General features: G+C 51.4%; 12 protein-coding genes, 1 riboswitch and 1 other annotated feature. Of the genes, 7 read left to right on the top strand and 5 right to left on the bottom strand.

The window, feature by feature from the left end:
* Positions 1-198: 198 nt before the first annotated feature.
* Complete coding sequence (locus tag WBV27_RS09435; RefSeq protein ID WP_424201491.1) at positions 199-642, top strand: GNAT family N-acetyltransferase; 444 nt, start codon at positions 199-201, stop codon at positions 640-642.
* Positions 643-738: 96 nt separating this feature from the next.
* Here WBV27_RS09435 and WBV27_RS09430 read toward each other — a convergent pair whose 3' ends face one another.
* Genes WBV27_RS09430 through ribD form a run of 5 tightly spaced genes read right to left on the bottom strand, consistent with a single transcriptional unit; the run spans position 739 to position 4900 of the window.
* A complete protein-coding gene (locus WBV27_RS09430) occupies positions 739-1404 on the bottom strand; it encodes an HAD family hydrolase (RefSeq protein ID WP_424201489.1) in 666 nt (221 codons plus the stop codon).
* 6 nt (positions 1405-1410) lie between these two features.
* Complete coding sequence (gene ribE, locus WBV27_RS09425) at positions 1411-1872, bottom strand: 6,7-dimethyl-8-ribityllumazine synthase (protein ID WP_086942839.1); 462 nt, start codon at positions 1870-1872, stop codon at positions 1411-1413.
* Between the two features lie 27 nt (positions 1873-1899).
* Positions 1900-3096, bottom strand: coding sequence for a bifunctional 3,4-dihydroxy-2-butanone-4-phosphate synthase/GTP cyclohydrolase II (locus WBV27_RS09420; protein ID WP_424201487.1), 1197 nt, complete (start codon positions 3094-3096; stop codon positions 1900-1902).
* Between the two features lie 23 nt (positions 3097-3119).
* Positions 3120-3773: a riboflavin synthase gene (locus WBV27_RS09415; RefSeq protein ID WP_424201485.1), complete on the bottom strand. Its 654-nt coding sequence runs from the start codon at positions 3771-3773 to the stop codon at positions 3120-3122.
* A 23-nt stretch (positions 3774-3796) separates the two neighbouring features.
* A complete protein-coding gene (gene ribD / locus WBV27_RS09410) occupies positions 3797-4900 on the bottom strand; it encodes a bifunctional diaminohydroxyphosphoribosylaminopyrimidine deaminase/5-amino-6-(5-phosphoribosylamino)uracil reductase RibD (protein ID WP_424201483.1) in 1104 nt (367 codons plus the stop codon).
* Positions 4901-5102: 202 nt separating this feature from the next.
* Positions 5103-5218, bottom strand: a riboswitch (FMN riboswitch).
* A gap of 273 nt (positions 5219-5491) precedes the next feature.
* On the opposite strand from ribD, the gene argF reads away from it, so the two are divergent.
* The 6 genes from argF to carB all read left to right on the top strand — a co-directional run.
* The gene (gene argF / locus WBV27_RS09405; protein WP_424201481.1) at positions 5492-6505 is read left to right on the top strand and encodes an ornithine carbamoyltransferase; all 1014 of its coding nucleotides are present in this window, start codon (positions 5492-5494) and stop codon (positions 6503-6505) included.
* Positions 6506-6565: 60 nt separating this feature from the next.
* Positions 6566-6792 (top strand) — a binding site (T-box leader).
* 112 nt (positions 6793-6904) lie between these two features.
* On the top strand, positions 6905-7945 hold the full coding sequence (argC, locus tag WBV27_RS09400; protein ID WP_424201479.1) for an N-acetyl-gamma-glutamyl-phosphate reductase: 1041 nt from the start codon (positions 6905-6907) through the stop codon (positions 7943-7945).
* A gap of 31 nt (positions 7946-7976) precedes the next feature.
* Positions 7977-9203, top strand: coding sequence for a bifunctional glutamate N-acetyltransferase/amino-acid acetyltransferase ArgJ (gene argJ / locus WBV27_RS09395; RefSeq protein WP_424201477.1), 1227 nt, complete (start codon positions 7977-7979; stop codon positions 9201-9203).
* A 5-nt stretch (positions 9204-9208) separates the two neighbouring features.
* Positions 9209-10111 (top strand): acetylglutamate kinase, encoded by a 903-nt coding sequence (argB, locus tag WBV27_RS09390; protein ID WP_407433541.1) that lies wholly within the window; start codon positions 9209-9211, stop codon positions 10109-10111.
* Complete coding sequence (locus tag WBV27_RS09385; protein WP_424201474.1) at positions 10111-11304, top strand: acetylornithine transaminase; 1194 nt, start codon at positions 10111-10113, stop codon at positions 11302-11304. Before argB ends, WBV27_RS09385 begins: the two co-directional genes overlap by 1 nt.
* A 17-nt stretch (positions 11305-11321) precedes the next feature.
* Positions 11322-12304 (top strand): carbamoyl-phosphate synthase large subunit (gene carB, locus WBV27_RS09380; protein WP_424201472.1); only part of this gene is annotated, 983 nt, incomplete at its 3' end.

Genomic DNA, 12304 nt, shown 5'->3' with positions numbered 1-12304 from the left:
AGTCCACTCAGGAGAGCATCGAGAGCATCCTCCAGAACGATGCGGCCTTCTTGGACGGAAGCACTTATACGCAGACGGCAGCAGAAATCCGGAGCTATCCGATTCCCGCGAGCAACCGGGAGCTGCTATATCGGTTGCTGGACCGGTTGAATTCTAAAACTTCTACTATAACTACTTAAACATGGAGGAGGGATCAGTATGAATATTCGAATCGCAGCCGCAGATGACCGACAGGCTATTCTTGAATGCGTGGATGATGCTTATGGAATGTACATTGACAGGATTGGAAAAAAGCCTGCTCCTATGCTCGCGGATTATGCAGACCTCATTTCAAAGAGGCTTGTCTATGTGACAACGGATAAGGAACATAGACAAGGCCTCATCGTGCTGCTTTTGAAAGAAAACTACTTGTTGATTGAAAACGTAGCAGTCCGCAACATTTTCCAAGGACAAGGGATTGGCCGCAGACTGATCGAATTTGCGTTTATGTCAGCTGAAGAGGCCGGAATGCAAGAAGTCCGACTGTATACGAACGAGTTGATGAGCGAAAATCTTGTGTACTATGCCAAATTCGGCTTTATCGAATTGAATCGTTCTACAGAAAATGGGTACAGGCGTGTGCACATGTCAAAATCTTTGTGATTAGGTGACGTTATTCATTTTTAAAACTCAGCCCAAAATAAAAAGGCAACAGAACCCTCAGATGAAGGATTCTGTCGCCTTTTTGTCTGTTACTGTTTAAAGCAAGTCATTCAATTCGCGGATATCGTCTATCAGTGCATCCGCCGAGTCCAGTTCCCCGGGGAAGCCGAAGCCGTAACGGCAGCCCACTGTGCGGATGGGATGATGTTCGGCGACCTCGATGTCCTGGAAACGGTCGCCCACAATCAGGTAGCCGCCAGGGAAAACCGATTGGATCGATTCGAAGATTTCGTATTTGGGGATGAAGCTGAAGTCTTCGGTGCAGTACATGCCGTCGAAGTAGCGGTCCAAGCCGAAGCTTTCCCGGTGCGCTTCCATATAGGCGCGGCTGCAGTTGCTCAAGAAGACCAAGCGGTAGCCTTTCCCCTTCAATGCCTGCAAGGTTTCCAGAGCGCCATCGTAAAGGATGGCCTGCCCGGTTTGGGCTTTTTCCAGCAGGATCTGTCCGATCATTTTTGAGGCCTTTGATCGGATTTCTTCTTCCAGGTCAGGCATGAAATTTTCCCACATGGCTTTGCTGCTGTAGCCCAGCCACTTCGTGATTTCAGCATCCGCCCAATCCCTTGGTGCGGCGTGGCCGGCTTCAACAAGAAAAGCATAGGCTTGTTTGAAAGCGTGGATGTAATTCCGGGTGCTGTCATGGATGGTGCCGTCATAGTCAAGGATGATGGTGCGGACACCTTTGAACATTAGTTTTTCCATAGACTTTTATAGATTTTTGAGCAGGTTGGCCATTTCGATGGCGGATACGGCACAATCATAGCCTTTGTTGCCCGCTTTCGTGCCGGCGCGCTCGATGGCTTGTTCGATCGTGTCGGTCGTCAGGACGCCGAAGATGACCGGCACGCCTGTACTCATGGAGGCTGTCGCTACGCCTTTGGATACTTCGGAACAGACGTAATCGAAATGCGCCGTTGCGCCCTTGATGACGGCTCCCAAAGTGATGACGGCATCATATTTTCCGGAAGCTGCCATTTTTTGCGCTACCAATGGGATTTCGTATGCACCCGGCACCCATGCCAAGTCGATGGCATCTTCAGCCACGCCATGGCGTTTCAAGCCGTCCAAGGCGCCGCCCACCAATTTTGAGCCGATGAATTCGTTGAATCTTGCCACCACGATCGCGATTTTTAAATCCTGTGCAATTAATTGTCCTTCGATGATGTTCATTTTGTTTTCCTCCTGTTTGGTTGTTTTTTATAAATCCAAGTAGTGCCCCATCTTTTGTTTCTTTGTTTCCATATAACGCTGCGTTTCGTCGAAGATCTCGAGTTGGATCGGAATCCGTTCGGTGATCTTCAGGCCATGATTTTTCAATCCTTCTATCTTAAGCGGGTTGTTTGTCAGCAACCGAATCTCCTTCACGCCCAAGTCCTGCAGCATCTCGTCGGCCATGTAGTATTCGCGCAGATCGCTGGGGAATCCCAGCATCAGGTTCGCGTCCACCGTATCGTAGCCTTGGTCCTGCAACGCATAAGCGTGGATTTTGTTGACGAGGCCGATGCCGCGCCCTTCTTGGCGCAAGTAGACCAATACCCCTCGGCCTGCCTCGGCGATCTGCTTCATGGCCGCGTCCAATTGCTGGCCGCAGTCGCAACGTTTCGATCCGAAGACATCGCCGGTCAAGCATTCCGAATGGACGCGCACCAGAACAGGTTCTGCCGTTGTGACATCGCCCATGACCAAGGCGACGTGGTGTTCGTCTTCGTCGATTCTGCTCACGTAAGTGTAAATGTCGAATTCACCGTATTTGGTGGGCAGTTTGGCTTTGCCTTCGCGCTTGTAGAGCTGTTCGTTCTCTTTGCGATAGGCGATCAGGTCGGCGATTGTGCCGATCTTCAGGTCATGCTCTTTGGCGAAAGTGATCAGTTCGTCTGTGCGCATCATCGTGCCGTCATCGGCCATGATTTCGCAGCAGAGACCCGCCGGTTTCAATCCGGCTAAACGCGCCAAATCGACAGTGGCTTCGGTATGGCCGTTGCGCGCGAGTACGCCGTTGTCAACTGCTTTCAGCGGGAAGATGTGGCCAGGTCGGCGGAAATCCTCGGGCTGTGCGTCATCCTCCACTGCCTTCATGACGGTCAAAGAGCGTTCGAAAGCTGAGATGCCGGTGGTCGTCTCGACATGGTCGATGGCGACGGTGAAGGCTGTCCCGTGATTATCGGTGTTGCGGTCCACCATCGGAGTCAGCACCAGTTTCTCGGTGAGTGTCCGATCCATCGGCATGCAGATTAAGCCTTTCGCGTAGATGGCCATGAAATTGATGTTTTCCGGCGTCGCGAATTCGGCTGCGCAGATCAGATCGCCTTCATTTTCGCGATCCTCATCATCGACCAGCACAATGATTTTTCCGGCTTTGATGTCCGCGATGATTTCTTCAGATGTATTGAACATGTGGGTTTCCCTCCTTATTTCTTTCAGAAAAAGCCGTTCTCTTGCAAGAAAGCTTCAGATAGATTGCTTGGTTTTGTTTGTTTTTTAGGGCTCAGGCCCAGCAGTTTTTCCACGTATTTTCCGATGATGTCGCACTCCAGATTGACCGTTTCGCCCAACTTCTTCTCAAGCAGGATCGTCTCCGCTCCGGTATGGGGAATGATGGATACCTGGAACGAGTCGCTGTCGACCGTCGCCACCGTCAGACTGACGCCGTCGATGGCAATCGAGCCTTTTTCGATGATGTAGCGGAGCAGCTCCGGTCCGGCCGAGATGGTGATCCAGACTGCATTATCATCCTTGCGGTATTCCTTGATCGAGCCGGTCCCGTCGATGTGGCCACTGACGATGTGCCCGCCCAGTCGGGTATCGAGCTGCAGTGCCCGTTCCAGATTGACGCGGCCGCCCATCTGCAGGGCGCCAAGATTTGAGCGCTGGAGCGTTTCTGGCATGACGTCGGCTTCGAAGGCATCTTTATGCAGCTTCGTGACCGTCAGGCAGACGCCGTTGGTGGAAATGCTGTCGCCGATTTTTGTCCCGATCAGCACTTTTTTTCCGCCGACCGTGACGACGGAAGATTTTTGGCCGTGGCGGATGCCTTTTAAGTTGCCGACTTCTTCGATGATTCCAGTAAACATGAATTTCCTCCCACTTTCCTCTGTTATTCGTTCTTGGAAATGTAGCCTTCCAAGAGGATGTCTTCCCCGACGGTGCTGGCCTTCAGCTCGATCACGCTGAAAGCTTGGCACAGCTTCTCGATGCCATCTCCGCCGACAGGGGTTTTTGCCGTTTCCCCGCCGATCAGTTTTGGGGCGATATAGACTTGCACCTTGTCGACGATGTCCGCCTCCAGTGCGGAAAAGTTCAAAGTCGCGCCGCCTTCCAGCAGGATGCTGTCGATGCCGCGCTCCCCGAGGGCGCTCATCAGCGCCTTCAGGTCGGTTCGGCCGTCCTTGGCGGGTACAGTCAAAATCTCGATGCCGGCTGCTTCGAGCAGGGCGGCTTTATTGCGGTCTGCCCGTTCTGTCGTTGCGATAAGAGTCTTGGCCACATCCTGATTCTGGAGCACTTTTGCTTCCAGCGGGATGCGCAAGGTGCTGTCGACGATGATCCGCACCGGATTTTTTCCTCCTGGAATGCGGGAGGTCAGCTGCGGATCGTCCATGATGACGGTCTGGACGCCGACCATGATGCCAGTGAGGGCGCTGCGCAGTTGATGCACGCGTTCCCTTGCGGCAGGGCCGGTGATCCATTGCGATTCGCCGGTCCGGGTCGCGATCTTTCCGTCCAGGGACATCGCTGCTTTCATGATGACGAAGGGCTCTTTTTTGACGATGTATTTCATGAATATTTCATTCAAACGGCTGCTTTCTTCGGCCAGGACACCTGTCACCACTTCGATGCCGGCATCCTGCAGTTTCTTCACGCCGCGTCCGGAAACCAACGGATTCGGATCCAAAGCGGCGATGACGACCCGACCGATTTTCTTTTCGATGATTTTGTCGGAGCAGGGCGGTGTTTTTCCGTAATGGGAGCAGGGTTCCAAAGTCACGTAAATAGTCGCGCCCGCCACATCTTCCGTAGCCGAGCGGAACGCGTTCACTTCAGCATGGCCTTCCCCGAATTTTTCGTGGTAGCCGGATCCGATGATGCGTCCGTCCTTGACGATGATGGCGCCGACCATCGGATTTGGCGCGACGGCCCCGCGTCCTTTCTCCGCCAGTTCCAGAGCCATTTGCATAAAGTGTGTATCCTTATCTTGCATCTTTCCGTGCCTCCTTTTTCCAAAGTAAAGAGCCCTGAACAGTTTCTGCTTCAGGGCTCGACAAAGGAAGGCCAGCTAAACAAAGCCAAAAAATCCCTGGGCATAGACTACACCCAGGGATTGACATTCCGGTTCATGAACGGATGGCGCGAAAACGTTTTTTCTATGACAAATAAACGTAGCATGCCATTCGATAAATGGTTCTTGTCTTCTTTCATCCAGACTCTGACTGTCGGCTTCGGAATCTAACCGAATCTGCCTTAACGGCTCGTGGGCTTTACCACCGGTAGGGATTTTCACCCGTCCCTGAAGACTATTCAATTAAGTTGTCTCTAGGATAATCCCAATCAGTACTATTGTCAAATTAAAATTTTCGCAAACAAATGTTCACCCACAGATTGGTTCGGGAAGCGGCAAAGGCCAGTCTCTCGCTCGATGAATCGCGCCTTATTCTATACATATAATTAAAATAAAGTTTGTAATTGATTAGAATTGGGTATAAAATGAGTCCAATAATAGTTGCATCATGACTCGGAAATGATTGTTCGCAAGAACGACAGTGAGAATATAATTAAAAGGGGATGGCAGAATTTGGAACAAGTATTTCAAGGAAGAAGCTTATTGGCGGAAAAAGATTTCACTCGGGAAGAATTGGAGTATCTGATTGATTTTTCGGCGCATCTGAAGGATCTGAAGAAACGAAATATCCCGCACCGTTATCTTGAAGGCAAGAACATCTGCCTTTTGTTCGAAAAAGCATCCACTCGCACCAGAGCCGCTTTTACAGTGGCTGCCATCGATCTTGGGGCGCATCCTGAATATCTCGGGAAAAATGATATTCAATTGGGCAAAAAGGAATCCGTTGAAGATACCGCTAAAGTGCTCGGCAGCATGTTCGACGGTATCGAATTCCGCGGCTTCAGCCAAAAAACCGTCGAAGATCTGGCGAAATATGCCGGTGTACCGGTATGGAACGGCTTGACCGATGACTGGCATCCGACCCAAATGATCGCCGATTTCCTGACGGTCAAAGAACATTTCGGCAAGCTGGCCGGACTTAAGTTGGTCTATGTCGGGGATGGACGCAACAATGTAGCCAACAGCCTATTGGTTACCGGTGCTATTCTGGGCGTCAACGTCACGATCTGCGCGCCGGAATCATTGTTCCCGACGGATGAATTGGTTGAGATGGCGCAGAAATTCGCTGAAAAGAGCGGCAGTAAAATCGAAATCACGGCCGACGTGGCCCAAGGCGTGAAAGCGGCAGATGTCCTTTACACCGATGTATGGGTATCGATGGGTGAAGAAGATAAATTTGCGGAGCGTATCGACTTGTTGACTCCTTATCAAATCAATATGGAGATGATTGAGAAGACCGGCAATGATGATGTGATCATGTTGCACTGCCTGCCTGCTTTCCATGATACAAAAACGCAATATGGCCAGGAAATCGCGGAAACATTCGGCATGCGCGAGATGGAAGTGACCGACGCGGCCTTCCGCAGCAAGCATGGTCTTCAGTTTGAACAAGCCGAAAATCGCATGCATTCCATCAAGGCGATCATGGCTGCGACCTTAGGAAATTTATTTATTCCAAAAGTTTGATTGACAAAGTGAAAAACAGATGATAAATTTAATGCAAATGTCAAACAACATCTAACACAAATAAAAACTTTGACAAGAAGAGTAATCCATTTGCACAGTGAAGCGAACCTTGGAGGGTGAAAGCAAGGTCAACCGCGATGGATGAAAAGGAACTTTGAGTTGATAAGCTGAATGTGAACCATAAAGTTTAATCCGGTTGCCCCGTTATCGCAAAAGTAGCAATACTTGAGTCCGGCCTGCGCGCATGCTGGAGAATAAGGGTGGCACCACGAACTTTCGTCCCTATACTGAATCTATTTGATTTGGTATAGGCACGGAAGTTTTTTTGTATATCTGCAAGACTTTGTAAAACGGGCTCGGCCTGCGTTTGCAACAAATAAAAAAAGGGGGATGGGAAGTATGATTCATGTCAGTATCATTGGAGCAACAGGTTACACGGGGGTGGAATTAGTCCGATTATTGGGATTGCGCGAGGATGTGGTCTTGGATCATCTGACCTCCCGCACGTATGCGGGTCAAAAGATCCAGCATCTTTTTCCGCACCTGTTGGGGAACGTCGATCACACGTGTGAGGAATTGAATCTGGAACAAGTGACAACGGACAGCGATGTGATCTTTGTGGCCTTGCCGCATGGACACGCTTTGCCGATAGCCAAGAAAGCCAAAGAAAAAGGCAAAAAAGTCATCGATCTGGGAGCCGATTTCCGGTTGAAGGACGCAGCCGTCTATGAAGAATGGTACAAAGTCGCACACACAGAGCCGGAACTTTTGGAGGAAGCCGTCTACGGTCTGCCTGAATGGGACCGCGACGCGATCAAGGACGCAACAGTCATCGCGAATCCGGGTTGTTTTGTTACCAGCATTCTCTTGGGCTTGATGCCCTTGATGAAAAAAGGCTGGGTCGTACCGAACAGCATCGTCTGCGATTCCAAATCCGGTACGTCCGGAGCGGGCCGCGCCGGCAACGTAGCGAACCTCTTCACCGAGGTGGAAAGCAGCTTCAAAGCCTACGGGGTAGCGCATCACCGCCACACACCGGAAATTGAGCAGCTGTTGACACAAATGGCCGGCACGGACACGATGATCCAATTCACGCCGCATCTGGTTCCGATGAGCCGAGGCATCCTCAGCACCATCTATGCGACGGTCACCGAAGGGCATACAGCGGACGAAATCCACGCCCTTTTTGAGGAAACTTACGCAGACGAACCGTTTGTGCAGGTCCTGCCTGCGGGCATGTGGCCGATGACGAAATCGGTAAAAGGCACAAATAACTGCCAATTGGGTGTCACCTACGACGAACGCACAGGCCGGGTCATCATCGTATCTGTCATCGACAACTTGATGAAGGGTGCTGCCGGCCAAGCCGTGCAAAACATGAACCTGATGTTCGGACTTTCCGAAACGACAGGATTACAGATGATAGGGCTTTTCCCGTAATAACGGAAGACTGAAGGAGGAAATGGACGAAATGATAAAGAAATTACATAAAAGCGGTGTGACTGCCGCTGCAGGTGTGCAAGCCGCAGGGATCCACGCTGGGTTCAAGAAACGCAAAAAGGACATGGCGCTGCTGTATTTCCCGGATGGGGCAACAGTTGCGGGCGTCTTCACCAAAAATAAAGTCAAAGCGGCTCCGGTCCAGTACGATCAACAAGCCCTGCAGCAACATGACCGTTTCAAGGCGATCCTGATCAACAGCGGCAACGCGAATGCCTGTACAGGCAAACAAGGCAAAGCCGATGTGGAAGAGACCGTGAAGCTCCTTTCTGTAGAATTGAATATCCAACCGGAAGAAGTGTTGGTGTCTTCGACAGGCGTCATCGGGATGTTCATGAACATGGAGACAATGAAAAAAGGGGTCAAGGCGATCGCACCGGAAGTTTCCGAATTTGGCGGCGCTGCAGCCAGCAAGGCAATCATGACGACGGATACGGTTCCGAAAGAAGTCAGCTTCACCTTTGAAGTCGCCGGCAAAACGGCTACCATCGGCGGCATGGTCAAAGGATCCGGGATGATCCATCCGAACCTTGGCACGATGCTGGGCTACATCACAACCGATGTCGCAATCGGCCAAACAGCCTTACATGCTATGTTACTGAAAGCCGCGGATGCGACCTTCAACCATGCGACCATCGATGGGGATACGAGCACGAACGATTCTGTCTTTGTGGCCGCTACAGGCAAACTCGACAATCCGATGATTGGTTCTGCTGCTGATGCTGGCTATGCCGAAGTTGAAGCGGCTGTCCTGTCCATCTGCTCCCAATTGGCGCAGCTGTTGGTCAAGGACGGCGAAGGAGCGACAAAATTTGTCGAGGTGCTGGTTTCCGGCGCGAAGACAATGGCTGATGCGGTCTCAATCGGCAAATCGGTCGCAACCTCCAGTCTCGTGAAAACGGCGATGTTCGGCGAGGATGCCAACTGGGGCCGTGTCATCACGGCTGCCGGTTATGCGGAAACGGAATACTTCGATGCCGACGTGATCGACATCGCCTTCTCAAGCAAGAACGGCGAAATCAAGCTTTGTGAAGCGGGGATGGGTGTCGTGTTTGATGAGGAACTTGCGAAAAAAATTCTGGAAGCAGATGAAATCAACATTTTGATCGACTTGCATCTGGGAACAGAAGCCGCCAGCACATGGACTTGCGACTTCTCTTACGACTACGTGAAAATCAATGCGGATTACAGGAGCTGAGCGGGATGAAGATGAACAAGAGCAATTGTGAAAAAGCCGAAATGCTTGTCGAAGTACTGCCTTACGTCAACCGTTTCCGCGATAAGATCATCGTCATCAAATACGGCGGCAATGCCATGATCAATGAAGAACTGAAAAAAGCCGTCATGCAGGATTTGTTATTGATGAAATCGGTGGGGATGCACCCGATCCTTGTCCATGGCGGCGGACCGGCTATCAACGATATGCTGAAAAAACTGAAGGTCGAGAGCCACTTCGAGCAGGGGCTGCGTGTTACAGACAAAGAGACGATGGAAATCGTCGAAATGGTGTTGGCGGGCAAAGTCAACAAGGATATCGTCGGAACCCTGAACCAGCTCGGCGGCAAAGGCATCGGCTTGTCAGGGAAAGATGGCAATCTGATCCAAGCGCGCAAAAAATATCTGGAAAAGAACGGCGAAAAAATCGACATCGGCTATGTGGGCGAAGTGGAAGCAGTCAACAAGGAAATGCTGGAGTCGCTCATCTACAGCGGCTATATCCCGATCATTTCCTCCATCGGTATGGGCAAGGACGGGATGAGCTACAACATCAACGCCGATTATGTAGCCGGCGCCATAGCGAAGGCCGTTCAGGCAAACAAATTCATCCTGTTGACCGATGTGGAAGGGATTTTCCGCGATTACCATGATAAGGATTCCCTCATCTCGCGGATCACGCTCGAAGAGATCGAAGCATTGGAAGCGGATGGCGTCATCTCAGGCGGAATGGTGCCGAAGGTTGACTGCTGCATCGACGCATTGCGCGGCGGTGTGGACGGAGCGCACATCATCGATGGCCGTCTGCGCCACTCGATTTTATTGGAAGTTTTTTTCGATGAAGGAATCGGCACGATGATCGATCGTGAGAAGGAAGGGGTACTGGAATAATGAATGAAGAGATAAAAACAAAAGGGCAAGCCTACTTGATGAATACCTTCAACCGCGGAGCCATCTGTATGGTCGAAGGGCAAGGCAGCTACCTGAAGGATGCGGACGGCAAGCAATATTTGGATTTCCTGGCAGGCATCGCTGTGAACGCGTTAGGACATAATCATCCGAAAGTGACGGCTGCGATAGCGGAACAGGCGGCCAAACTGGTCCACTGCTCGAACTTTTATTGGATCGAGCCGCAAGTGCAGTTGGCGGAAAAACTGATCACGAATTCCGTTTTGGATAAAGTCTTTTTCGGCAACAGCGGAGCGGAAGCCAATGAAGGGGCCATCAAATTGGCGCGCAAATACGGACGCGAAGTCCACGGCGAAGGCTGCTACGAAATCATCACAGCGGATAATTCCTTCCACGGCCGTACGATGGCGACGTTGACGGCGACCGGCCAAAAGCAATTCCATAAAGATTACGATCCGTTCCTGGAAGGTTTCCACTACGTTCCTTTCAATGACTTTGAGGCTTTGGCTGCCAAAGTTACGGAAAAGACATGCGCAATCCTTTTGGAACCGATCCAAGGCGAAGGCGGCGTCTACGTGGGCGATCAAGCCTACCTGGAGCAAGTGCGTGCGCTCTGTGACGAAAAGGATATCCTGTTGATCTTTGATGAAGTCCAAACAGGGATAGGCCGCACCGGCAAGCTGTTCGCCTACGAAGGCTACGGCGTGGAACCGGATGTGATGACGTTGGCGAAAGCTTTGGGCAATGGCGTTCCGATAGGCGCGCTGCTGGCTAAAGATGCTGTCGCTTCCCACTTCAAACCGGGCGACCATGGTTCGACTTTCGGCGGCAACCCGCTGGTCTGTGCGGCAGCTTTCGCAACCATTCAAGCGATTGAAGACGAAAATATCTTGGCGAATGTAAATGAGATGGGCAACTATTTCGAAGAGAAATTAGTGGCATTCAAGGAAAAATACGACTTTATCCTCGATGTGCGCGGCAAAGGCTTGCTGCTTGGGATGGAACTGGCGATGAAGGGGGCCGACATCGTCGCGAAGTGCATGGAAAAGGGCATCATCATCAACTGCACGCATGATACGGTATTGCGTTTCCTTCCGCCGCTGAATGTGTCAAGCGCGGAAATCGACAAGGCTGTTGCAGTGATGGATGAAGTTTTTCAAACAATTGAAGCATAATGAAAGGAAGGTAAAGCATGCCTAAACGCACAGATATCAAGACGATCCTCGTGATCGGCTCGGGACCTATCATCATCGGCCAAGCCGCTGAATTTGACTATGCCGGTACGCAGGCATGCGTAGCCTTAAGAGAAGAAGGATACAAAGTCATCCTAGTCAACTCCAATCCCGCCACAATCATGACAGACGTTGAGATTGCTGATAAAGTCTACATGGAACCACTGACGTTGGAGTTCATCGCGAACATCATCCGCAAAGAGCGCCCAGATGCCTTGTTGCCGACATTGGGCGGCCAAACCGGTTTGAATATGGCGGTGGAGTTGGACGAAGCCGGCATTCTGGATGAGTACAAGGTCGAATTGCTTGGCACGAAACTGACTTCCATCCAACAAGCCGAAGACCGTGATCTGTTCCGTCAATTGATGGCGGAATTGAATCAGCCGGTTCCGGAGAGCGATATTATCCACACGGTGGCGGAAGCTCTGGCTTTCGCGGCGGAAGTCGGTTATCCGTTGATCGTCCGTCCGGCCTTCACAATGGGCGGCACCGGCGGCGGCATCTGTTATGATGAAGCCGATTTGCGCGAAATCGTGGCCAACGGCTTGCGCTACTCACCAGTGACGCAATGTCTGCTGGAAAAATCGATCGCTGGCTTCAAGGAAATCGAATATGAAGTGATGCGCGACAGCAACGACAACGCGATCGTTGTCTGCAACATGGAAAACATCGATCCGGTCGGCGTCCACACAGGCGATTCCGTCGTCGTGGCGCCTTCCCAGACCTTATCCGATAAAGAGTACCAAATGCTGCGCGATGTCTCCCTGCAGATCATCCGCGCCCTGAAAATCGAAGGCGGCTGCAATGTGCAGTTGGCATTGGATCCGTACTCGTTCGACTACTACATCATCGAAGTGAACCCGCGCGTCAGCCGTTCTTCGGCTTTGGCGAGTAAAGCGACCGGTTACCCGATTGCGAAGATGGCGGCGAAGATCGCTGTCGG

This window comes from Trichococcus sp. (assembly GCF_049589555.1).
Classification (GTDB): domain Bacteria; phylum Bacillota; class Bacilli; order Lactobacillales; family Aerococcaceae; genus Trichococcus.
This window is presented reverse-complemented; position numbering and strand designations above follow the sequence as displayed.